Source organism: Roseibium sp. ROS1, from assembly GCF_054658215.1.
Window position 1 is genome coordinate 1,664,168 of the sequence record NZ_BAAGIG010000001.1, and the last position, 23,416, is coordinate 1,687,583.

The 23,416-nt window shown below is 59.7% G+C and carries 18 protein-coding genes and 1 tRNA gene; 8 read left to right on the forward strand and 11 right to left on the reverse strand.

What is annotated here, in order from left to right:
- Positions 1-44 precede the first annotated feature (44 nt).
- Entirely contained in the window at positions 45-926 is an 882-nt protein-coding gene (locus tag ACYQ6M_RS07625) for a 4-(cytidine 5'-diphospho)-2-C-methyl-D-erythritol kinase (RefSeq protein ID WP_460073045.1), read from the reverse strand.
- A 12-nt stretch (positions 927-938) separates the two neighbouring features.
- Complete coding sequence (locus tag ACYQ6M_RS07630) at positions 939-2,726, reverse strand: tetratricopeptide repeat protein (protein ID WP_206907650.1); 1,788 nt, start codon at positions 2,724-2,726, stop codon at positions 939-941.
- A gap of 326 nt (positions 2,727-3,052) precedes the next feature.
- Here ACYQ6M_RS07630 and ppdK point away from each other — a divergent pair, with 326 nt between their 5' ends.
- Both ppdK and ACYQ6M_RS07640 read left to right on the forward strand, forming a co-directional pair.
- Positions 3,053-5,725: a pyruvate, phosphate dikinase gene (ppdK, locus tag ACYQ6M_RS07635; protein ID WP_460073047.1), complete on the forward strand. Its 2,673-nt coding sequence runs from the start codon at positions 3,053-3,055 to the stop codon at positions 5,723-5,725.
- Between the two features lie 41 nt (positions 5,726-5,766).
- Entirely contained in the window at positions 5,767-6,723 is a 957-nt protein-coding gene (locus ACYQ6M_RS07640) for an ArgK/MeaB family GTPase (RefSeq protein WP_460073049.1), read from the forward strand.
- Positions 6,724-6,799: 76 nt separating this feature from the next.
- On the opposite strand, the gene ACYQ6M_RS07645 is transcribed toward ACYQ6M_RS07640, so the two are convergent.
- The 3 genes from ACYQ6M_RS07645 to map all read right to left on the reverse strand — a co-directional run bounded on the left by ACYQ6M_RS07645 (position 6,800) and on the right by map (position 10,862).
- A complete protein-coding gene (locus tag ACYQ6M_RS07645) occupies positions 6,800-9,079 on the reverse strand; it encodes a bifunctional diguanylate cyclase/phosphodiesterase (protein ID WP_062488475.1) in 2,280 nt (759 codons plus the stop codon).
- Between the two features lie 172 nt (positions 9,080-9,251).
- Positions 9,252-9,965, reverse strand: a complete 714-nt coding sequence (radC, locus tag ACYQ6M_RS07650) for a RadC family protein (RefSeq protein ID WP_460073051.1) — start codon at positions 9,963-9,965, stop codon at positions 9,252-9,254.
- A 66-nt stretch (positions 9,966-10,031) separates the two neighbouring features.
- On the reverse strand, positions 10,032-10,862 hold the full coding sequence (gene map, locus ACYQ6M_RS07655; protein ID WP_023001049.1) for a type I methionyl aminopeptidase: 831 nt from the start codon (positions 10,860-10,862) through the stop codon (positions 10,032-10,034).
- Positions 10,863-11,082: 220 nt separating this feature from the next.
- Here map and ACYQ6M_RS07660 point away from each other — a divergent pair.
- Together ACYQ6M_RS07660 and ACYQ6M_RS07665 are read left to right on the forward strand one after the other, a co-directional pair.
- Positions 11,083-11,168, forward strand: a tRNA-Leu gene (locus ACYQ6M_RS07660).
- 362 nt (positions 11,169-11,530) lie between these two features.
- On the forward strand, positions 11,531-12,706 hold the full coding sequence (locus ACYQ6M_RS07665) for an alpha-D-ribose 1-methylphosphonate 5-triphosphate diphosphatase (RefSeq protein WP_460073053.1): 1,176 nt from the start codon (positions 11,531-11,533) through the stop codon (positions 12,704-12,706).
- 484 nt (positions 12,707-13,190) lie between these two features.
- Here ACYQ6M_RS07665 and phnE (ACYQ6M_RS07670) read toward each other — a convergent pair whose 3' ends face one another.
- The 4 genes from phnE (ACYQ6M_RS07670) to phnC (ACYQ6M_RS07685) form a co-directional block, all read right to left on the reverse strand.
- Positions 13,191-14,048 carry a phosphonate ABC transporter, permease protein PhnE gene (gene phnE / locus ACYQ6M_RS07670; RefSeq protein WP_460073055.1) on the reverse strand — a complete coding sequence of 286 codons (858 nt, stop codon included), beginning with the start codon at positions 14,046-14,048 and terminating at the stop codon, positions 13,191-13,193.
- 2 nt (positions 14,049-14,050) lie between these two features.
- Entirely contained in the window at positions 14,051-14,965 is a 915-nt protein-coding gene (gene phnE / locus ACYQ6M_RS07675; RefSeq protein ID WP_460073057.1) for a phosphonate ABC transporter, permease protein PhnE, read from the reverse strand.
- 168 nt (positions 14,966-15,133) lie between these two features.
- Positions 15,134-16,045: a phosphonate ABC transporter substrate-binding protein gene (gene phnD / locus ACYQ6M_RS07680; protein WP_460073059.1), complete on the reverse strand. Its 912-nt coding sequence runs from the start codon at positions 16,043-16,045 to the stop codon at positions 15,134-15,136.
- An 89-nt stretch (positions 16,046-16,134) separates the two neighbouring features.
- The gene (gene phnC / locus ACYQ6M_RS07685) at positions 16,135-16,956 is read right to left on the reverse strand and encodes a phosphonate ABC transporter ATP-binding protein (protein ID WP_062488481.1); all 822 of its coding nucleotides are present in this window, start codon (positions 16,954-16,956) and stop codon (positions 16,135-16,137) included.
- A gap of 298 nt (positions 16,957-17,254) precedes the next feature.
- Here phnC (ACYQ6M_RS07685) and ACYQ6M_RS07690 point away from each other — a divergent pair, with 298 nt between their 5' ends.
- From ACYQ6M_RS07690 to ACYQ6M_RS07705, 4 genes are all read left to right on the forward strand, one after another.
- Positions 17,255-18,127: a phosphate/phosphite/phosphonate ABC transporter substrate-binding protein gene (locus ACYQ6M_RS07690; protein WP_152506341.1), complete on the forward strand. Its 873-nt coding sequence runs from the start codon at positions 17,255-17,257 to the stop codon at positions 18,125-18,127.
- Between the two features lie 62 nt (positions 18,128-18,189).
- Positions 18,190-18,942 carry a phosphonate ABC transporter ATP-binding protein gene (phnC, locus tag ACYQ6M_RS07695; RefSeq protein WP_460073062.1) on the forward strand — a complete coding sequence of 251 codons (753 nt, stop codon included), beginning with the start codon at positions 18,190-18,192 and terminating at the stop codon, positions 18,940-18,942.
- On the forward strand, positions 18,935-19,768 hold the full coding sequence (gene phnE, locus ACYQ6M_RS07700) for a phosphonate ABC transporter, permease protein PhnE (protein ID WP_460073064.1): 834 nt from the start codon (positions 18,935-18,937) through the stop codon (positions 19,766-19,768). The genes phnC (ACYQ6M_RS07695) and phnE (ACYQ6M_RS07700) overlap by 8 nt, the downstream gene beginning before the upstream one ends.
- Positions 19,765-20,439, forward strand: a complete 675-nt coding sequence (locus ACYQ6M_RS07705) for a class I SAM-dependent methyltransferase (protein ID WP_460073066.1) — start codon at positions 19,765-19,767, stop codon at positions 20,437-20,439. The genes phnE (ACYQ6M_RS07700) and ACYQ6M_RS07705 overlap by 4 nt, the downstream gene beginning before the upstream one ends.
- 24 nt (positions 20,440-20,463) lie before the next feature.
- Here the strand turns inward: ACYQ6M_RS07705 and ACYQ6M_RS07710 are convergent, their stop codons facing one another.
- Together ACYQ6M_RS07710 and ngg are read right to left on the reverse strand one after the other, a co-directional pair.
- Complete coding sequence (locus ACYQ6M_RS07710; RefSeq protein ID WP_055654850.1) at positions 20,464-21,636, reverse strand: osmoprotectant NAGGN system M42 family peptidase; 1,173 nt, start codon at positions 21,634-21,636, stop codon at positions 20,464-20,466.
- Positions 21,633-23,414 (reverse strand): N-acetylglutaminylglutamine synthetase, encoded by a 1,782-nt coding sequence (gene ngg / locus ACYQ6M_RS07715; RefSeq protein WP_460073068.1) that lies wholly within the window; start codon positions 23,412-23,414, stop codon positions 21,633-21,635. The genes ACYQ6M_RS07710 and ngg overlap by 4 nt, the downstream gene beginning before the upstream one ends.
- Positions 23,415-23,416: the final 2 nt, after the last annotated feature.

Sequence of the window (23,416 nt, forward strand, 5' to 3'; positions counted from 1 at the left end):
TGGCGGCTTTTTCTTTGTTTTCTAAAAGCCAACTCTGCGTTCTGTCAGGAGAGCGGCCCGGAGGCGATCCACCAGTCGGGATGGCTGCTGCGCAATGCACGTTCGACGTCCATGGCGGCATTCAACTCACACAGGCCGAAGCAGGTCGCACCGGAGCCGGACATCCTTGCAAGGTCGACGCGGGCATCGGCTTCAAGTTCGGACAGAACCTGACCGATTTCAGGACACAGACCCTTGGCCGGGTCCTGCAGATCGTTGCGGCAGCTTGCCAGATAGGCGACTAGCGAGGCCAGCGTTTCAAACTTTTCCGGCATGAGATCCATGGGAGCGTTGTCCCGCTGTTCCATGGACTTGAAGACTTCCGGAGTGGATACGCCAACCCTCGGGTTTACAAGCACGATACCGCAAGGCGGAAGGTCCGGACCGGCACTCAGGTCGCCGCCGATGCCGCGCATGATCTGGGGTTCCGGAAACAGGCAAACCGGTACATCCGCCCCAAGCGTCAGCGCCAGCGCGTGCAGATCTTCCTCGGCAAGATAGGTGCCGGTGAAGTCCTCCAGAAGGCGCAAGGTGGTAGCGGCATCGCTGGAGCCGCCGCCGATGCCGGAAGCGACAGGCAGGCGTTTGGTCAGTGTCAGACGAACCTGTGGAACATCAATACCGGCCTTTTCGGCGAAGCTGCGCACGGCCTTCAGGATAAGGTTGTCTTCGACCGGGCCCGTCAGGTCTCGCGCAAACGGGCCTTCGACTTGCAGGTCGAGCTCACCGGCAGCTTCTATTGCCAGTCTGTCGCCGATCTGGGGGAAGACCACGAGCGAATCCAGCAAATGATAGCCGTCCGGCTGCTGACCTGTAATATGCAGTGCCAGATTCACCTTGGCCCGGGCCAGCTCCACCCGGGGGGAAGACTTTGAGGCGAGGGCCATGGGTGTGTCCGGTTAGCCGCCGTTTTTGCCGGTCTCGGCTTTGGCGGCATCCGTTCCCGGAACCTCCTTCAGGCCTTCGGCAATCTTTTCCAGAATTTTCGGCAATTCCTCTGCGTCCGGACCCAGGTCGCGGGCGTGGTTCCACTGGAACCTTGCCTCGTTGCGACGACCGACCATCCAGTAGGCATCGCCCAGGTGATCGTTGATGACCGGATCCGCCGGGCGAAGCTCGATAGCCCGCTCCAGTTCCTTTACCGCTTCTTCGTAGCGACCAAGACGGAAATAAACCCAGCCAAGGCTATCGACGATGTATCCGTCTGTTGGCCGCAGTTCGACGGCTTTCTTGATCATGCCCAGGGCTTCATCCAGCTTCAGGCCCTGGTCGACCAGGGAATAGCCGAGATAGTTGAGCACGAGTGGCTGATCCTCGTTGAGTTCAAGCGCCTTGCGGAAGTCGGCTTCGGCAAGTTCCCATTTTCCCAGTCTTTCCCGGGCGATACCGCGGAAATAAAGCATCAGCCAATGCTGACTTTGCAGTTCGGAAATGGTGTCGATGCCCTTGGAGTAGGTTGCCTCGGCGTCCTCGTAGATTTCGTGTGCACGCAGGATGTTGCCAAGTGCGATCACGGCTTCAAGATCCGAGGGATCCTGTTTGATAAGCTCTTCCAGATGGCTGCGGGCTTCATCCACCATCTCCAGGGCATTGTAGTTCATGCCAACCTGGATTTCGGCTTCGCGCTTCAGCACGCTGTCATCGGGCACCATCATCAGGGCTTCGATGGCCCGTTCCGGCTGCTCCATCCGCTCAAAGACACTGCCGAGAGCAATGGCTGCAAATTCGGCCTTCGGATCGAGGTAGAGCGCAAGCTGCAGATAGGAGGTCGAAAGCTCTTCACCGCCATCGCGGCCGATTACGGCACCAAGGCCATAGAGGATTTCCGCCATGCCGGCTGCCGGATCAGTAACGAGCGGCGGAATGATCTCACCGCTGCTGATAGCCTCGCGGGTCTGGTCAAGCTTGGGGTGACCGCGGAATTGTGCATCGTATTGATCGAGCGCATCAAGTGCTTCCTTCTGGCGTCCGTTGGCGGCCAGAAGGCGGGTGTAGGCGTCCACGACGCGCAGGGCACCCTGGTCGATGGCATAGGCGCTCTCGGCGGCTTCCAGTGCTTCCTGGTTACGCCCTGCGGCAAACAGAAGATGTGCCTTGTGGGTGGACTTGAACACTTCGAACCAGTCCGGTCCCTCAAGTCCGTCAATCATCGCGACGGCTTCGTCGATCTTGCCGCTGCCATAAAGCGTCCAGGCGCGGGAGATACCGATGGAAAGCTGCGCGAGCGGGCCGTTCCGGCCCCGCTCAAGTTCTTCGTTGGCCTTTTCATAGCGGCCGTCCAGCATCTCTTGAGCACCGAGCGTCAGCTGCGCGAGGAAATTCTGCAGACCGGCGCTTTCCAGCTCCTTGGAGTAGACAACGGCCTGTTCGACATCGCCATTGGCCAACTTCAGGAGGAAAGTGCGTTCGAGCAACATCGTATTGCTCGGGTCGGCGGCCAGGGTTTCTTCGTAAAACGCCGCTGCCTGGGCGTAGTCTTTCTGGAAACCGGCGAGGCGGCCGGAAAGATAGCTGCCGGACAGCGTGAACGGCAGATCGGACGGTGTGCCAAGTGTTTCCGGTTCGGTGCTCGTTTCGGCAAGTGCGGTAGCGGGAAGAAGGGCGAGCACGCTGACCAGCGCAAGCAGTTTCCGGCGGAGAGGACTGCGATCCCTGGTCGAAACGGCACCGGTCGGATTTGTCATCATTGTTCGCACTTCTGTCCCTGAATCTGGTGGGTTTACTGCTTATTACCTTTGACAATGGCGTCTTTAAGGCTGACCGGCAAGGCGCCCGGGATAACTTTCTGCGGGTTTAAATCCTTTTGATTTTGCTCAACGTCGGAAATGCTAAGACTTACGACCAATCATAACCGGTTTCGCTGAAAAAGGGCTTGAAGACAAGCAGTTGCCGTAGCAGGAATGTGCGGTGCAAAAAGATCTGGTGCCGGTGCGGCCCGATTGCTGCCGGAATGATAATGCGAGTTGGCTGCGCGCGAGACGCCGCAGACCGAACTAGGCGAGGAGAGTATCAGATGACCAAGTGGGTCTACAGTTTCGGCAATGGTGCTGCAGAAGGTGCAGCGAATATGCGTAATCTTCTCGGTGGGAAGGGCGCAAACCTTGCCGAAATGAGCAGCCTGGGTCTGCCCGTGCCACCGGGCTTCACCATCACCACGGAAGTCTGCACCTGGTACTACGAGCATGAAAAATCCTATCCGGACGCTTTGACGGCACAGGTTGCCGAAGCGCTCGAGAAGGTCGGCGAGGCGACCAACCGAAAGTTTGGTGACCCGGAACGGCCGCTGCTGGTTTCCGTCCGCTCCGGCGCCCGTGTTTCCATGCCCGGCATGATGGATACCGTCCTGAACCTCGGCCTTAACGACCAGACCGTCGAAGCGATCGCGCAAGAGGCGGGAGACAGGCGTTTCGCCTACGACAGCTACCGCCGCTTCATCCAGATGTATTCCGACGTGGTGCTGGGCCTCGACCACCATGAGTTTGAAGAAATTCTGGAAGAGTACAAGGAACGCAATGAACTGACGCTCGATACCGAAATCGATGCGGATGCCTGGCTGGGCATCATCGAGAAGTTCAAGGCGCTGGTGGAAGAAGAACTGGAAAAGCCGTTCCCGCAGGATCCGCAGGAGCAGCTCTGGGGCGCGATTGGCGCGGTCTTCAGTTCCTGGATGGTGCCGCGTGCCGTGACGTATCGCCGTCTGCACGATCTGCCGTCCTCCTGGGGAACTGCCGTCAACGTTCAGGCCATGGTGTTCGGCAACATGGGCGAGAGCTCTGCGACCGGCGTCGCCTTTACCCGGAACCCTTCCACTGGCGAAAACGCCCTTTATGGCGAGTTCCTGGTCAATGCACAGGGCGAGGACGTGGTTGCCGGCATCCGGACACCGCAGGATATCACCGAGAAGGCCCGCACCGGGGCCGGGTCTTCCAGCCCGTCGCTGGAAGCGCTGATGCCGGAGGCATTTGCCGAATTCCAGACCTATTGTGCCAAGCTGGAAGCCCATTACAGGGACATGCAGGACCTGGAGTTCACGATCGAGAAGGGCAAGCTTTGGATGCTGCAGACCCGGTCGGGCAAGCGCACCGCCAAGGCGGCGCTGAAGATCGCAGTCGACATGGTTGCCGAAGGGCTGCTGGGTGAGGAAGAGGCCATTGGCCGCGTGGAGCCTGCTGCGCTCGACCAGCTCCTGCACCCGACAATTGATCCGAAAGCAAAGCGCGATGTGATCACGACCGGCCTGCCAGCCTCTCCCGGCGCTGCGTCCGGTGCCATCGTCTTTTCCTCCGACGAGGCGGAAAAAGCCAAGGCGGAAGGGCGCAAGGTCATTCTTGTTCGCGTGGAAACCAGCCCGGAAGACATCCATGGCATGCATGCGGCCGAGGGTATTCTGACCAGCCGGGGCGGCATGACAAGCCACGCGGCCGTGGTGGCGCGCGGCATGGGCAAGCCTTGTGTCGCCGGGGCTGGGATGCTGCGGATCGACTATCGCAACGGTGTGATCAATGCTGCCGGACGGCAGTTGAAGGAAGGCGACATCATCACCATCGATGGAGCCACCGGACAGGTTCTGGTTGGTGAGGTCGAGATGCTGCAGCCGACACTCTCCGGCGATTTCGGCACGCTGATGGGCTGGGCGGACAAGGTGCGCCGCATGCGCGTGCGCACCAACGCGGAAACGCCGCAAGACGCCAAGGTTGCGCGGGAGTTCGGCGCTGAAGGTATTGGCCTTTGCCGCACCGAGCACATGTTCTTCGAAGGCGAGCGTATCATTGCCGTGCGCGAGATGATCCTGGCCGAGACCGAAGCCGGACGCCGGACAGCACTTGCAAAACTCTTACCGATGCAGCGGCAGGACTTTACCGATCTCTTCGAAATCATGCACGGCCTGCCGGTAACGATCCGTCTGCTGGATCCGCCACTGCACGAATTCCTGCCGAAATCGGAAGAGGAACTGGCGGACGTCGCAAAAGCCATGGGTGCCGATCCGGAGTTGCTTCGCGACAGGGCGCTGGCACTGGAAGAATTCAACCCGATGCTCGGCCATCGCGGCTGCCGTCTGCTGGTTTCCTATCCGGAAATCGCCGAAATGCAGGCCCGGGCCATCTTCGAGGCGGCTGTCGAGGCTGCCAAGGTAACCGGCGCACCGGTGGTTCCGGAAATCATGGTTCCGCTGGTCGGCCTCAAGGGAGAACTCGACCTCGTACGCCAGAGCATCGAGGCCATGGCAAAAGCCGTGATGAGCGAAACCGGAGCGGAACTGACATACCAGATCGGCACCATGGTGGAACTGCCGCGCGCCGCCCTGAAAGCGGCGGAAATCGCACAGTCTGCCGAGTTCTTCTCCTTCGGTACCAACGATCTTACGCAGACCACCTTCGGTATCTCGCGCGATGATGCGGCTTCCTTCCTGGGGACGTATCAGACGCGCGGCCTGCTGGAGCAGGATCCGTTCGTCTCTCTCGATCAGGAAGGCGTGGGTGAGCTTATCAAGATCGGCGTTGAACGCGGCCGGTCGACCCGTCCCGACATCAAGCTTGGCATTTGCGGGGAGCATGGCGGTGATCCGGCCTCGATCTCCTTCTGCGAAGGCGTCGGTCTGGACTATGTCTCCTGCTCACCGTTCCGTGTGCCGATTGCCCGCCTGGCGGCAGCTCAGGCGGCCTTGAAGTTCAAGTCCGGAAGCTGAATGGGGCGGAAAACTCCGGTCGAGGCCAAGGGGAGCGCGGTGTGAGCGATGCTTACCCCCAGCTGGACACCTTGCGCGCGGGAGGCAAGAGGCAGCTCGCGCGGGTTCTCAGCCGGCTGGAAAGCCATGCGGAGGACGCCGAAACCGCGGCTTTTCTGGATTCGGCCGCTGGTGAAGCCACCGCGAAAGTGTTGGGCCTCACCGGTCCGCCCGGCGTCGGCAAATCAAGTCTGACCGACGCGCTCATCAAGGCGTGCCGGACGGCGGGGCAGACTGTGGCTGTACTTGCGATTGATCCGTCTTCCGCGGTGACCGGTGGTGCCCTTCTGGGTGACCGAACCCGCCTGAAAACCGATCCATCCGACGATGGCGTCTTCGTCCGCTCCATGGCGGCGCGAGATCGCCTTGGGGGCCTCTCCGATCATGCGGTTGCGGCAATCGCCGTTCTCCGGTGCGTGTGTGACTGCGTGATCGTTGAAACCGTTGGTATCGGACAATCGGAAGGTGACCTGAAGCAGGCTGTCGACACGGTTGTTCTGTGTATCCAGCCCGGATCGGGTGACAGTCTGCAGTTCATGAAGGCCGGCATCATGGAGCTGCCGGATATCGTGGCTGTCACCAAGGCAGATATGGGTGTGCTTGCCCGTCGGGCTGCCTCGGATGTCGCGGGCGCCCTGTCGTTGAGCGATACCGACAGCACTGCAGGGTGGAAGGTGCCTGTGTGCGAAGTCTCCGCGCAAACCCTCAGCGGTGTTGATGATCTGGTTGACCACTGGACGCGCCACCATGCGCACATCGCGTCAGGCGAGACCTTGCAACGCCAACGCAAAGCGCAGCATGTTGCCTGGTTCAAGGATATGGTGCGTGCGGAATTCGGTCACGCTGGCCTGAAGCTGGCTGCCGGGGTAGAGCAGGACTGGCTGACATTGGCCGAGACGGCTCCCTTTGCGAGCTTTCACGGGTTTGCCGCCCGGCTCCGTCCGTTGCTCGGTCTTTGAGCCTGGTGGCGTTTCCAGGTCGTTCCTGAACAAATCGAAGACCCGACGTGCAGGCATTTGCCCGTACGAAGTGTCGTCAAGCTTCCGCCGCGCGTACCTGATAGCTCAGGTCCGTACCGTAACCGGGCGTACCGACGCGGTGAAATTCGTCCAGGAACGCGGTCAGGGCGGTGTCCGTCAGCGGCCGGGAAATGTAATAGCCCTGCATTCGGTTGCAGTCGTGTGCCTGCAGGAAACGGATCTGTTCCAGCGTCTCGATGCCTTCGGCAACGATGGTCATGCCAAGCGCTTTGCCGAGCTGGATGATCGACACCAGGATGGCCTCGGCTTCGGCGTTGCCGTTCATGTCGGAAACGAAATCCCGGTCGATCTTGAGCGTGTCGAAAGGAAAGCGGCGCAGGTAGCTGAGGCTGGAATAACCTGAACCGAAGTCATCGAGCGCAACCTTCACGCCCAGGTTCTTCAGCCTGCGCAGGGCCTTCAGCACCGAATCGTTGCGGCCCGCGAAAACACTTTCGGTGACTTCAATTTCCAGGCGCTGTGGCGGCAGGTTGTTGGCGGCAAGGATCGCCATCACCTTTTCGACGAACCGCGGATGCTTGAACTGGTTTGGCGAAACGTTGACCGAAACGGTGATGCCGGGCCATTCGTGCGCCTTGGCACAGGCCTTGTTGAGCACCCAGATGCCCAGTTCGTTGATCAGGCCGGTTTCCTCGGCCACCGGAATGAACTGCGCCGGGGAAATGACGGTGCCGTCTTCCTTGGTCCAGCGGGCCAGCGCTTCAACGCTGACGATCCGCTTGGCCGATGTGTCGGACTGAGGTTGGTAGGCAAGTGTCAGTTCGTCGTTCTTGAGTGCCAGCCGAAGTTCGCGGGACAGCCGGTCCTTTGACTGGACGTGATGTTCCATGTTCGGTTCGAAGAAGGAACGGCGGTTCCGGCCGTTTGCCTTGGCATCATAAAGCGCGATATCGGCCTTGCGCAGCAGCTCGTCCGGATCGTTGCCGTCGCGCGGGGCAATGGCTGCGCCCATCGAGAGGCTGGCGTGAAGTTCACGGCGCCCGATCATTATCGGACGGCTGATTTCGTCCTGCACCTGGTCGAGGATGTATTCCAGCCAGACATCGTCTTCGCAGTTCTTGATGACCATCGCGAATTCGTCGCCGCTGATGCGCGCAACGATCCCGGTTTCGGGAATGACGCGCTGCAGTCTTTGGGCGACCGCAGTGATCACCTTGTCGCCGGCGGAATGGCCAAGCGTATCGTTGATGTCCTTGAAATGGTCGAGGTCGATGTAGACGACGGCCGTATTCGTTCCCTTGGCAACGCTTTCGTCCAGCGTGTCCGTCAAAAGTGCATGGAACCGCGCGCGGTTCGGCAGGCCGGACAGGGCATCATGACGCGAGGAGTGGACTGCCTTGGCTTCGCTGCGTGCAAGACGTTTGGTCATCTGGCGGGTGAAGATGGTCACGGCGATGACCACGGCGGCAATCATGAAAGCCGCCAAGGCCAGGAACGGATTGATCCGGCGTATCATCTGGCTGCCGGGCTCGGTTGTCTGCCAGGCGATCAGGCCGACATCCTGTCCAAGCGGGGACTTCAGCTGAAACCTGCCGACGCCATCGCGCTGGGTCTGGTTGTTGGCGAGAACAAACCCGTCAAGGCGAGACATTTCCGAGATTTCCGTCAGCTTTTCACCCCGCAAGGGTACCAGGCTTACCAGCACTGACGGCGGGAAACGGACCCGGGAGATCGACTGGATCTGCGGCATGATGGCGGCGGCACTGAAGAGATACGGTTCGCCCGCCAGGGAGACGAGGCCGGTTTCGGCAATCGACCGGCGCGCGTCGCTGCTTTGCGGAATGAAACTGTAGAGCCCGGATGGTGTGCGGCGGAAGGAAATGATGTAGCGGGCGCGCACCTTGGCAACGGCGGGCTTCAGTTCCTGAAGCAACTCCTGCGTCATCCACTTGTTGGTGTGGTTCTGCGCGTAGACATATTGCACGCCGTAATCGCGGTTGATCAGGATCGACTTGGAAAAACCGTGGTTCTGGAACAGCCAGTGCATCAGGTTGTTGTAGATCCAGCCTTCGTCCGGGTTGATCTGATTGACCCGGTGATAGGCTTCGTCCCAGATCACGACGCCGTTCTGCTGCTTGACCATGTAATTCTGGGTCAGCTGCAAAGCGCCGGAAATGAGCTTGTTCTGGGATTCGACAGCGGTTTCGTCCGACAGGCGGGCAGACCAGTGCAACAGGCCGAAAATACCGACAACGGATATCATGACGATCACGACCATCGGAATAATGATCGCGTTTGCTATCTGTCCGCCGGAGTTTTTAGACGAATTGTACATATACGAGCCCGATTTCTTTGGCCCGAGTATTGTCGATCTGGGTTAAGGAATGCCGCAAATTCTAAGTAAATTAAGGGTAAAGTCTCGAAACTCCCGATCCGGTTTTGCAAACAGTCTTAAAGAGCTTAGCTGTACGGGCCCCAAGACTTGGCCTGTCGGTTGCTCGAACAGCTCAAATCAGCTGTAAGCTGCGGAAGCTGACGTTTGTACGCAGACCAACGATGATATGGTCATGCAACTCGATCCCGAGTGGGCCGGCAATATCGACGATTTTCTTGGTCATCTGTATGTCGGCGCGTGATGGGGTCGGATCGCCCGACGGGTGGTTGTGGACAAGGATCAGGGCCGTTGCCGAAAGCTCCAGGGCACGCCGGATCACTTCGCGCGGATAGACCGGGGTGTGATCGACCGTGCCCGTCTGCTGAACCTCATCTGCGATAAGCGCATTTTTCTTGTCGAGAAACAGGATCCTGAACTGCTCTACCGGGGCCAGCCCCATGGAAACCTGCAGGTAGTCCATGACCTTCTGCCAGCTGTCGAGCACCTGCCGTTTTTCCAGCCCGGCCTTGTGAAAGCGGATGACCGATGCATGCACCGCCTGTAGCGCATCTATGCTGATGTCGGACAACCCCGGGATTTCCTTGAGCCGTTCCCGGGGGGCGGCAAGGGCTGCCGGAAAGGAACCGAAGCGCTGAAGCAGCGCTTTGGCGATCGGCTTTGTATCCTGGCGGGGCAGGGCGGAAAATAACAGGAATTCCAGAAGTTCATAATCGGCGAGACCTTGCTCGCCCGTTTTACGAAATCGTTCCCGCAGCCGCTGGCGGTGTCCCTTGTGGTCGCTGCCGGTTGCGGCCGGTGCTTCACTGGCGGTCGTCGTCTCTTTCATGAGCTCCTGCGTCAGCCGCTGTCAGATGACGGTGCATCGCCGGTAAACGGACCTCAGGCCGAACAATCAGTCCGTCTGCAGGCCCGGCTTGTGGATGCCTTTGGGGGACGTGGTGAAGATCTGGCAGCCTTCAGGCGTGATGCCAATGGAATGTTCGAACTGGGCGGACAGGGATCTGTCTCGCGTGACGGCCGTCCAGCCGTCGCTGAGAACCTTCACGTGCGGACGGCCCAGATTGACCATCGGTTCGATGGTGAAGATCATGCCCGGCTTCAGTTCAACGCCTTCGCCAGGACGCCCGTAATGCAGGATGTTGGGGGTGTCGTGGAACAGAAGGCCAAGTCCGTGCCCGCAGAAATCGCGCACGACCGAACAGCGTTCAGCCTCGACAAAGGTCTGGATGGCAGCGCCGATATCACCGGTGGTGTTGCCCGGCTTGGCAGCCTCGATACCGCGCATCAGCGATTCATAGGTCACATCGATCAGGCGCTCGGCGGCACGTTTCAACTGGCCGACCGGATACATGCGGCTGGAATCGCCGTGCCATCCGTCCAGAATGAAGGTCACGTCGATGTTGACGATGTCGCCCTCGCGCAGGGCCTTGTCGTTTGGAATGCCGTGACAGACGACATGGTTGATCGACGTACAGGAGGACTTTGTGTAGCCGCGATAGTTCAGCGTTGCCGGAATGGCGTTGTGATCCATGCCGTACTGGTAGACGAAGTCGTCGATTTCCTGGGTGGTCGTGCCCGGTTTGACGATGTCGGCCAGCTCGTCCAGACAGGCTGCGGTCAGCTGTCCGGCGCGCATCATGCCTTCAAAATCTTCAGGGCCGTACAAACGTACCTGACCCGTGTTTTTCAAAGGGGCTTCCGAAGCGTCGATATAGCTGACCATGGGGTTTACCGTGTCTCACAATTATTCGGTGCCATTCTAAGCCCACAAGGCCCTGTTCGGCACCAATTATCCGTTACCTGTTCTCATACCGCCCAAAGCGCCTATTTTCCAGCTTCTGTTCCCGCAAAATCAGGCTGACGTGGAAACTTCCCGCCTGTGCGCTGAAAAGCGGCAGTGCCTTCTTGCGCTTTTCGGGCAGGAGAGCTAGGGGAAGGGAAAAGCGGGCGTGGTGGAATTGGTAGACACAAGGGACTTAAAATCCCTCGGCCCTAGGCTGTACGGGTTCGAGTCCCGTCGCCCGCACCATGGTTTGTTGCGCTACCGGCCTTTGGCCCACTTGAGCGGCGGCCTGGTTCGAGGTTCCCTTTCTGACCTGTCATTCTTCCCTGTGCTCTTGCCTTTCCAGCCGGTTGAGCGCAGATTTTGTGTCCGACCCTGCTAATCCATCCCTTCGCCTGCAATCTGCAGATTTTTCCGGATTGTCACGGATCCGTTGAACGACTGTCACAATTTGCGCCCGAAAGAGCGCTAGATCATCGGTCGATCAACCGGAAACGCGTTTGCTTCCGGCCCCAGTTCACTCCCGCTCTCGCGGAGTCATATCTCATTGCGGTCCGCTACCGGGCCATCCTTGAATTCGTTCGACCTGCTCGCCGGAAGGAGTTTCCATGACTTATGCCGACAATCGCGTGCCCTCCGGCAGTGCCCTGACAGTTCTGAAAAACGCCCGGCTGGTGCTCGCCGATGAAGTCGTCAACGGTCACATTGCCTTTTCCGAAAGCGGGATCGTCTCGGTGGATCAGGGCAGCGCGCCGCAAGCCGGGTTCGATCTCGAGGCTGATTACCTGCTGCCGGGGTTGGTCGACATTCACACCGACCACTTCGAAAAGCATGTCTTTCCGCGTGCACATGTGCGCTGGGATCCGCTCAGAGCGGCGATGGCCCATGATGCTCAGATCATCGGCAGCGGCATCACCACCGTGTTCGACAGCCTCTGCGTGGGGGCGACGATCAAGAACCCGGAGCGCCGCGAAATCCTGGCGCCAATGGTCGACGCCCTGGAAACGCTTCAGTCCGGAGGCATGCTCAAGTCGGAGCATCTGGTGCACCTGCGCTGCGAGATTACAGATGGCGAGACCACGCGTCTGACGGAAGAAAACATCGGCAAGGACATCGTGCGCATGGTGTCGGTGATGGAACACCTGCCGGGCCGGCGCCAGAGCAAGGACGTCGAGGCCTATATTCACCGCCGCATGGCCGACACGGGCGAAACACGTGCCGTTGCCGAGCGTGAGACGCAGGAGCTGTTGAACTTCTCCGATGAAATCAGCTCGAAGGTTCGTCCGGCTGTGGTCGCGCTGGCGCATGCACACAAGCTGCCGCTGCTCAGTCACGACGATACGGAACTGGAACACATCGACGAAGCCCTCGGCGAGGGCATCAGCGTTTCGGAGTTTCCGTGCACACTGGAGGCAGCCCGCAAGGCCAAGAGCCACGCAATGCACGTCGTCGGTGGTGCGCCCAACGTCATTCGCGGCGGGTCCCAGTCGGGCAACATCGCGGTCAGCGCACTGTTGGCGGAAGATCTCGTCGACATCCTGGCTTCGGACTACGTCCCGCGCTCGCTGCTCGACTGTGCGTTTCTTGTGGGGCTGGACGATGCGTTCCACGCCGACCTTCCGGCAGCTATCCGGATGGTTTCAAAAACGCCGGCCGAAGTTGCCGGACTGTCAGACAGAGGCGAGATCGCAGAAGGAAAACGCGCCGACCTGCTTCATGTCGGCGTCCTCAACGGGCATCCCTTCATCAAGCAGGCCTGGCGGAACGGACAGCGGGTGCTCTGATTATTCGACTGTTCGATGTGCGTTGCCTTTTTTGGGGACTGATCGTGTGGTGAGGTCACGGCCTGGATGCCATGGTCGAGCCATGGCATGACGGATGGGGTGGGGTGTCGAATGTCCTCATCCATGGCCTGTTTTCTGATCAGCTAAGGCGAATTCGGATATGTTGACTTTCCTGTCGACATAGATCGCGAAATGAGGCCGCAGACCGGATGCTGCTTATAGGCATGGGCTTGACGGTAGGTTGGAGTGTTTTGTTCTGAAAAACTCCCGCCGTCATTGCAGGGTCAAGCCCTGCAATGACGGAGTGGTAATTCGACTAAAATTCCTCCTCCGTCATGCCATGGCTTGACCATGGCATCCATGCCAATGCCGGTACCCACGAGCTGACGCTGTTCGTTTTATGGGAAGTTTGTCGCGCACGAACACAAAGTTGCGTAGTGGCAGTGCCGATCATGGATAATCTCGGCGCTCCCCCAGGTGAAAATTACTTTCGCTCCGGTTCCAGGCCGATGATCCGCCGCCGCAGGAAACCGGAGAAGCCGTCGATCAGGTAGACCATGAAGATGATCAGGAAAATGATCGTCCAGGCTTCCGGCCAGCGGTAGGCGTGGATGCGGTCGGCGAGGAGGAAGCCAATGCCTCCGGCGCCGACAATGCCCAGGATGGTGCCGGTGCGGGTGTTGGATTCGAAATTGTAGAGGATGATCGACAGGATCACCGGCAGGGCCTGCGGCAGAACCGCAAAGCGGATTGTCTGCAGGCTGCCGCCGCCGGAAGCGCGCACGCCTTCGACCGGCTTTGGGCTGGTGTTCTCTATGGCTTCCGAAAAGAGCTTCGAAAACGTGCCGACTTCCGAAACCGCGATGGCCAGAATGCCTGCCAGTGGCCCGAGGCCGAAGGCGCGGATGAAGACGAGCGCGAGGATCAGCTGTTCGATCGCCCGCAGGGCGTCGAAGCCGCGCCTGACACCGAGCCGGAGCCAGGACAGCGGCAGGATGTTCTTGGCGCCCAGGAATGCCAGTGGAAACGCAACCAGGGCTCCCAGAAGCGTGCCCATGAACGCCATGGCGACGGTTTCTCCCAGGCCTTTCAGAACTTCCTGCCATTCCGCCCAGCTTGTCCAGATGTGGGGTGGAAACATGAAGGCGAGCACATCGCCAAAGCGGGTTGCCCCGTGAAGAAGTTTTTCCGGCGCAAAGCCGAAGTCCCACAGGCACCAGCCGGTCAAAAGAAGGAAAGCCGACCAACCGGCGAGACGGATCAGGCGCGTCCGGAGCGGTGTTGAAAAGGCGCCTGGTACGAGCGTTCTGGCGCGGGCGATATCAGGAGATTGTGCGGTCATGGTCAGATGCCTCTTCCGGTCAGGCCGATGATGCGGTGACGCACCTTTTCGCTCAGCATGTCGATGACGATCACGGTGAGGAAGACGATCAGGAACAGCGCCGAAAGATCGGTGTATTCCTGCAGGGACATTGCCACGCGGATCTCTTGGCCCAGGCCACCTGCGCCGACGAAGCCGATGATGGAGGAGGACCGTACGTTGATCTCGAACCGCAGCAGCGTGTAGCTGATGATATTAGGGACAACCTGGGGCACGATGCCGTAGCGGATCTGGTCGAACCAGGTGCCGCCCGACGCCTTGATGCCTTCGAGCGGGCGCATGTCGGCATTTTCGTTGGCTTCGGAATAGAGCTTGCCGAGAGCGCCGGTGGCATGAAGACCGATGGCGAGAACACCGGCCAGCGGGCCGACGCCAAAACAGAAAACGAAAATGAGGGCCCAGACGAGATCCGGAACCGTCCGGATGATTTCCAGGAACCGGCGGGTGACATTCAGGACCAGTCTGTTGGGGGAGAGGTTCCGTGACGCCGGGAAACTGAGGAGAAACGCACCGATGATGCCAAGCAATGTTGCCATATAGGCAATCAGGATCGTTTCCAGGAGCAGCCAGAGCCAGACCTTCCAGCGCCAGAACCAACCGGCAAGATCCGCCCCGAGTGTCTCGCGGTGAAGCTCTGGCAAGGTCTTGTAGAGATACTCTCCAAGCCGCGGCAAACCTGCCCAGATCTTCCACATGGACACACGGTCGCCATCGGGCAGGGTGACGTCGGTCATGTCGAAGAAACCGCCTAACCACGCTGTTGCGAAGAAGCAGAGTGCGAAGACCGTGGTCGAGATGAGGTTTACCCGGAGGGCTGACCGGCGGGCGGCAGCATAATCGATTTCGAACCGGTCAATGGCAGGGGAGAGCGCTGTCATGCCTCTAGTTCCAATGATTTTGGGCAGGAGGCGCTGACGCCGCAGCTTTCTGCGCCACAAGTTTATCCAGGCGTCATCCCGGGAGATGCGAAGTGCCGCCCGGGATGACGATGGTCGGGTCGTCGAGAGGAACCCGGATCAGCCGGTTTCCTCCCTCGCTCTGCAAAGTCAGCCGCCGCGGCGCTGTTTCTTCAGCCAGTCGCGCATTTCGACGATCCACTGGTAACGGTCGTGATCAACCTCGATCCACGCTTCCTGGGTGCTGTCTTCGCCGCCGGTCATTTCGATGAAGGCCAGCGTATCCTTTTCCGGGATTTCCATGACCGCGGTGCGCATGGCATCGATCAGGCCCTTAGGCAGGTTGCTGCGGGCAGCCAGCGGACCGGAAGTGATTTCCGGTGACTTCCAGATGGTGCAGATCGCGTCCTTCTCGATCATGCCCTTGGTGACCATGCGCTGCGGAATGCCGTCTTCCTCGTTGGTGATGTAGGTAGCGGCAGCGTCATACTGCTTGTTGTAGACACCAAGCACACCGGTTTCATGGGCCCCGGAGAAGGGAATGGCACCGAAATAGGTTTTCGGCTCGTAGCCCTGTTTGCTGAGGTTGAAGTAAGGCACGGCATAACCGGACGTGCTGTCCGGATCGGCAAAAGCCAGTGTCTTGCCCTTCAGGTCGTCAAGGGTCTTGTAGCCGCTGTCGCAACGCACGGCGACGACCGAGAAATAACCGGTGGAACCGTCCTTCTGCAGGCGGGAGACAAGCGGAACGACACCGCCGTTGGTTTCGGTGTAGGCAGCGGCATAGGAAGACGAACCGAAGAAGGCGAATTCGATCTGGTCGGCCGCCATGGCCTGGATCACGCCGTCATAGGATCCGGCGGTGAAGATTTCGACATCAACGCCGAGTTCGTTCTCCAGGTACTTTTCGAAAGGCGTGTAACGGGCAATCCGGTCCTTTTCGTTTTCACCGGAAAGAATGCCGAACTTGACTGTCTTGTACTGATCCTTCCAGCTGTCCGCCAGGGCCGGGGAGGCTGCAAGAACGGCAGCGGAAACGGCTGCTGCAAAAATGGCCTTCATCTCAAGTCTCCTTTGGTGCCGGCAGATCCGGCGATTTGCGCGGCAAAGGCCGCTTCAAGAGCGAGAGCGGATGATCCGCTTCGCGAAGGTCAGGCCCCGACAGCCTTCATCGGCGGCCGGGAAGTGGTTGTCGAAAGGGAGGTGGAGGTGACTGCTTCGTTGATGTCACCGGAAAGATCGTCGGATCCGTAAATCTGCCGAACCCTTTCACTGGTCAGGGCGTCCGGCGTGCCGTCGAACTGAACCCGCCCGTCCTTCATTGCGATAATCCGGTCGCAATAGGCACGGGCGGTGTCGAGCGTGTGCAGGTTGACCAACACCGTGAGACCGTCCGTCCGGTTGATTTCGCGCAAGGCGTCCATCACACGGCTGGCGTTGGCCGGATCAAGTGAAGCAATCGGTTCGTCGGCCAGCATGATGCGCGGGTTCTGCACCAGCGCCTTGGCGATGGCGACGCGCTGCTGCTGCCCGCCGGAAAGGGTTCCCGCGCGTTGCAGCGCCTGGGGCACAAGGTCCAGCCGGTCCAGGGCTTCGATGGCGCGGGCGCGGTCTTCGTCAGTGAAGGATCGTGTCATGGAGCGCAGGAACCCAGTGTGGGCGATACGGCCAACCATGACATTGGTCAGCACATCCATGCGCTCGACGAGATTGAACTGCTGAAAGATCATGGCGCAGGACGCACGCCAAAGCCGCAGATCGCGACCCTTCAGGGCCGTGATGTTCTTTCCCTCGTTGAGGATCGTCCCCCGGCTGGGGTCGGCCAGCCGGTTGATCATGCGCAGGAACGTGGACTTGCCGGCACCGGACCGACCGATCACGCCGACCATCTGTCCCTTGGGAATGGCAAGGGAGACACTGTCCACCGCGGTCAGGTCTCCAAAGACTTTAGATAATTGCTCAATGACCAGCATCGGGCCCTCCGAAAAACGGAGAGCGAACTAGCAGACATGTGCCGAGAACAGATGTCTATACGATTATACTTTTATGAAGTTTTACGACAGAGACATCGATAAAATTTGCCGGAAAACAAATAAGATCAAGATTTGTCTGGAGGTTCGAAGATAAAGAAATTTTCTGCTTCGTAGATCCGTCTTTTTCTGATGTAAATTTCGTAAAATTTACATAATACAGTCACGTTCCGCGGCGCGCGTGTCGTTACGCTCCTGTTGCCTTGCCGGCTTTGTTTCGGCTGTCTGAGGAGTTCCTGTCATGCGCTTTTTGAAATCCGCCGCACTCGCGGCTGCCGTTCTTGCCGTTTCCCTGTCTTCTTCCCTGGCCGACACGTTCAAACTGGCCGTTACCGATGTTGAGGGCCTGGAGCGGCTGCAGGTTGAATGGGGGCCGTTCAAGAACGCCCTTGAAAATGCAACAGACCACACCTTCGAGTTTTTCCCGGTTACCAGCCGGACCGCGGCGGCTGAAGCCTTGCGCGCAAAACGCGTCGACTTCGTCGTAACCGGCCCTGCCGAGTACATCGTGATCAACAAACTGACCGAAGCCCGTCCGCTTATCGGTCTTGGCCGCCCGGATTATTTCTGTGCTGTCGTCGTGCGAGCCGACAGCGGTTTCACGCGGCCGGCCGATCTCAAGGGCAAGAAGGTGGCCTTCGGTGATATCGGTTCCACCTCGAACATGCTGTGCCCGATGCAGCTGATGGCCGATTATGGCGTCGATCCGGTCAAGGACATCGAGAAGCTGCATACTTCGCGCAACATTGCGCATGAAGCTTTGAAGAAGGGCGACGTTGCCGCCATCGGGATCAATCACAATTCGTGGATTGGCACCCGCAACAAGGATGACAGCGTCCCGAACGGCTTTTTCCGGGTGATCGCCCGTTCCGGCGATCTGCCGAACGACATGATCATGGCCGGAGCCCATGTCGATCCCGCGACAGCGCAGAGCCTGCGCCAGGCGATCCTCGACAACAAGAAGTCGATCATCGCCGCGATCCTGCAGCACGAGGAAAACGACAAGTATTCGGGCATGGATCTGGTGGCGATCGAAGATGGTGCCTATGACCTGGTGCGGTCCATGTACACCACCGCCGGTTTCCCGCAATACGACAAGTTCATCGGCGAATAATGGCGCAGCCTCTGCTCCAGTCCGCCGGCGCAATTGCGCCGGCGGTCCCAGCCCGACAGCCCGTGACGGAGACGCCGTGTGACCTGAAGGTCGAAGGCCTTTGCAAGACTTTCGGCAAGGACCGTAGCGTGCTGCGCGAAGTTTCCTTCTCCGTGGACCGTGAGGAAGCGGTTGCCTTGATCGGTTCAAACGGTGCCGGAAAATCGACCGCATTGCGCTGCGCGCTGCGCCTGATCGAGCCGGAAACCGGTTCGGTTCTGTTGTTCGGTGAAGACATTTCGACTGCGCGACAGCGCCAGCTCAGGCGGATTCGCGCCGAGGTCGGCTTTGTCTTTCAAAAGCACAACCTGGTGCCTCGTGTTTCGGCTTTGACCAACGTAATCCATGGCAACCTGGGCCGCACCGGTGGCATGCGCGGCTGGACGCAGTTTCTTGCCAAAACGGCCTTGCGTGACCGGGCTATGGCGTGCCTCGAAAGGGTCGGGCTCGCGGACCATGCATTGAAACGGGCAGACCAGCTCTCGGGTGGTCAGTCCCAGCGGGTTGCGATCGCCAGAGCCTTGATGCAGCAGCCCAGAATGATCGTCGCGGACGAACCCGTTGCCAGCCTTGACCCGGTTGCCGGCCAGGAGGTGATGGACCTCTTCCGCCAACTCACCCGGGAGGAGGGGATCACGCTCCTGTTCACCTCGCACAACGTGGAACAGGCGCTCGCCTACTCTGATCGGGTCCTTGCGATCCGGCAGGGGGAAGTCGTTTTGGACGAGAAGAGCAGCAACCTTAGTGTTGCGGATCTGGGGAGGCATTATGGCTGATCTCCTGACATTGAAACGCTCCCGCATGCCGGATCGGTTCGAACGCCCGGGTGCATTTCATTTTGTCGCCTATGTCGCGCTGCTGGCCTTCGTTGTCTGGTCGTTTCAGGGGGCAGGCTGGTCGTTTTCCGCTCTGGTGTCTGGTGGTCCGGCGCTGGTCGACTTCCTGTCGAGGGCCTGGCCTCCCTCTCTGGAAAGGTTGCCGCAACTGTCAAAGGCGTTGCTGGAAACGTTTCAGATGGCGCTCGCGGGCACACTTATCGGCATCGTCCTCAGCCTGCCGTTGGCGATCCTGGCCGCAAAAGGCCTGACGCGGCCGTCGATGCTGTCCCGGGCTGTCTATACCTGTGCCCGCTTGCTGGTTGCCCTCTTCAGAACGGTGCTGGATCTGGTCTGGGCATTGGTCTTTGTCATTTCGGTCGGACTTGGCCCATTCGCGGGCACGCTTGCGATCGCCGTCGACACCATCGGTTTTTGCGGACGCTTCTTCGCTGAAGCCATGGAGGATGTGGAGAAAGGACCAACCGAGGCGCTGACAGCGGCCGGTGCAGGGCGTTTCGACACGATCTTCTGTGCAGTGGTACCTGCCGCGATGCCCTCCTTTATCACCACCTCGCTGTTCGCGCTTGAAAAGGCCACGCGATCCTCCGTCGTGCTTGGTCTTGTCGGGGCAGGGGGCATCGGCATCGAACTCAAGGTGGCCATGGACTTTTTCGACTACCAGCTCGCGATGACTATCATCCTGATGATCTTCGTGCTGGTTCTTTGTGTTGAGCGGCTTGGCACAATCGCCCGCAGCCGGATACTGGAAGGATCGTCTCAATGAGCGACACGCACACTCTGGAAAAAACCGATACCGCCCATCTCGCGTGGGACAAGCGCTGGCAGACAGAAGAAGGCCGAGCGGATTGGCTGCGTCCGGAGGCGGACGTTGCCGGTCTTATCGAAAGACTTCAGAAGCAGGGGCCGGTGAAGGCCCTGGATCTGGGCTGCGGGGTTGGCCGACATGCGCTTTCCTTTGCTCGCGCCGGGTTCGAGACCCACGCGATGGATCTTTCCGAAGCCGGGCTGGGTGAGCTGAAAAAGAGCGCGGTACTGGAAAGCATGCAGATCGCGACGCGTCTGGCGCCGATGACGTCGCTGCCCTTTGAGGACGACAGTTTCGACTATGTCCTGTCCTTCAACGTGATCTATCACGGTGATCCGTCGATCGTCCGTACAGCCATTTCGGAGATTGCCCGGGTGCTGAAACCTGGCGGGATCTACCAGGGAACCATGCTGTCAAAGCGCAACGCGAACTTCGGGATCGGGACGGAAATTGCCGCGGACACCTGGGTTCGTGAGGGGGATGACGACAAGGATCACCCGCATTTCTATTGCAATGCGGGTGAGCTGGTTTCGCTTTTCGACCGGTTTGAGCTGAGCTACCTGGAAGACAAGGTGCACTCGAAGCCCGGGTCGTGGCACTGGCACATGATCGCGGAACTCAACCGCTGAACGAGCCGGTCTCGGCGGCGGGCGTTATTCGCCCGCCGGTTCCGGCAGCGGTTCGTCCGTCTCCGGATTGAGTGTCTGGTCGGCATCGGCAGTCGGCTGACGGGTAAAGCCCTTGAGGTCCGCAAACTCGCGGGCGTCCCGCTGGATTTCCACCGGGCTGAGGGCATAGCCGGTCGCCAGTTCGGCGAGCGAGCGCAGCGCGTGCATGTGGATGCGCTCATAGCCGTGGCTGGCATCAACGCCAAATGTGATCAGCGCCGTGCGCACGTCCGCACCCGCCTCGATGGCGGTTGCCGCATCCGAGCGATAGAAGCGGAAGACATCCTTCTGGAACTTGATGTCGTTGTCCCGGCAGAGTTGGACCATCTTGCGGGTGAGATGATAGTCGAACGGTCCGGTCTGGTCTGCCATGGCGATCGTGACGCCGAATTCGTCCGAATTCTGCCCTGGGGCAGTGGTGCCGTTGTCGATGGCAACCAGCGACGCGATGTCTGGCGTCAGGATGGACTGGGCGCCATGGCCGGTTTCCTCTGCAATCGTGAACAGCCAGAACACGTCGACCGTCGGTTCGATGTCGGATTCCACCAGCGCCTTGATCGCCGCCAGCATCACCGCAACACCTGCCTTGTTGTCCAGGTGGCGGGAAACGATGAAGCCGTTTTCCAGGAACTCCGGCGCCGGGTCTATGGAAACAAAATCGCCGACGTCGATACCAAGCCGGTGCAGGTCGTCTACCGACTTGGAATAGGCGTCTACGCGAAGTTCGACATAGGGCCAGCCGACCGGAAGTTCATCCACGCCGGTGTTGTAGGTGTGCCCCGAAGCCTTCAGCGGCAATATGGTGCCGGTGTAGGCGCCGCTTTCGGAAAAGATCGTCGTGCGGGCTCCTTCCGCGAAGCGGGCGGACCAGTGGCCGATAGACACCAGCTCCAGCCGGCCGTTGTCTTTCAGCGATTTTACCTGAGCCCCAAGCGTATCGAGATGCGATACGAAGGCCCGCGCGGGTCGGCGCGACTTGCCGGACACTCTTGCCCGAACGCCGCCACGGCGAGTAATTTCGTAAAATACCCCCAGCGCCTCCAGTTCCTTGGAAACGTGCCGGACAATTTCGTCCGTATAGCCCGTCGGGCTGGGGATTTTCAGAAGTTCCTTCAGTCGATCGTTCAAATAGGAAATATCGATATTCAGCAAGGTCATGTTCCGGCCCGGTTCAAGGTCGTCCTGACGGGTTGAGGCACCGACAGGGGAAACAGGAAGTCCACGAAGCGTTCTGCGGTTGGCTGAGGTTCGTGGTTGGCGAGCCCCGGCCGCTCGTTCGCCTCGATAAAGCGGTACTCCGGTTGTCGCGGGTCTTTGACCATCAAGTCAATGCCTGTCACCGGAATTTCAATTGCGCGCGCTGCCTTGATCGCGGCTTCGATCAGGGTGTGATGGGTTTCACCAGTCACATCATGAATGGTGCCACCGGTATGAAGGTTGGCCGTACGGCGGACCGGCAAGGTCTTGCCTTCTGGCAGAATATCTTCCAGCTGAAAGCCGTTGGCTGTGAGGCAGCGCAGAACCTCGTCGTCCACTTGGATCCTGGATTCCCCGCCTGTTGCCGCAGACCGGCGACGGGACTGTATTTCGATCAGTTCTCCAATCGTGGCCTTGCCGTTTCCGGTGACCTCGGCCGGTTTGCGCAGGGCGGTCGCCACTACCTTGTAGTCGATCACGACAAGCCGCAGATCCTGACCGGTCACGAATTCCTCCACCAGAACATCATTGGAGTAGGTGCGGGCAACTTCCACCGCAGCCATGACGTCTTCGGTCGTTGTCAGTCCGATGGCGATGCCCTTGCCCTGTTCACCGCGCGCAGGCTTGACCACAACCGAACCGTGCTGCTCCAGAAACGCGGCGATCTCATCAGCGGATCCTGCCAGGATCTGGTCAGGCACGTTTACACCGGCCCTTTCGACGATCCGGCGCGTGGTGGCCTTGTCGTCGCAGATGGACATGGCGACGGCGCTGGTGAATTCGCTCAAGGATTCCCGGCAGGCGACCGAGCGGCCACCATAGGACAGGCGAAAGAAGCCGCCTTCCGCGTCGATGATCTCCGCCTGGATGCCGCGCCGCCGTGCCTCGTTCACGACAATGGTGGCGTAAGGGTTGAGCTTGTCTTCAACGGCAGGGCCGGCGAACAGGGCCTCGTTGATGGTGTTCTTGCGCTTGATGGTGAAATAGGGAACCCGCTCGAAGCCGAGTTTGTCGTAAAGGCCAATGGCAAGTTCGTTATCATGAAGCACCGACAGGTCCATGTGCGGTGCGCCTTTGCCCTTGAAGACCTCCGCCATGCGCCGGACCAGGGCTTCCCCTATGCCCGGAAACCGGGCCTGTGGGGAAACCGCAAGGCACCAGAGCGAACTGCCGAGATCGGCATCATTGGTGGCCCGGCTGTGATCGACGCCCATTGCGGTGCCGACGATGACACCGGTCTCGTCTTCTTCCGCCACGAGTACCGTGATGGTACGCGGATCGAGTTGCGACCAGAAAAACTCCGGCGGCACCGGCACCATGCCGCGGGTGAGATAAAGTTCGTTGATCGCCTCCGCATCACTGCGGGAAGACAGGCGCCGTACCGTGAAGCCCTTGCGACGATTGCGCGCCGGCCGGTAGGTCGCAAGATCCAGGCGGAATGTGTGCGAGGGGTCAAGGAACAGCTCCTGCGGGGCCGAGCCAACAAGCACATGCGGATCACGCACATAGAACGCGATGTCGCGTCTGTCCGGTCGCTCGTTGCGCAGGACCTCGACCAGTTTCTCGGTTTCGCCATAGGTGTTGGCAAACACCAGCCGTCCCCAGCCGCAATCGATGAACCGGTTCTTCTGGGCTTCCGTCTCGTCCAGCCGGTATTCCGGTTTGAGCCCATGCTGGCGCATACGCTTCAGGCGGTGGTCAAACGCACCTTTCGGTCGCGAAGGTTCATTCTCGGCCATGT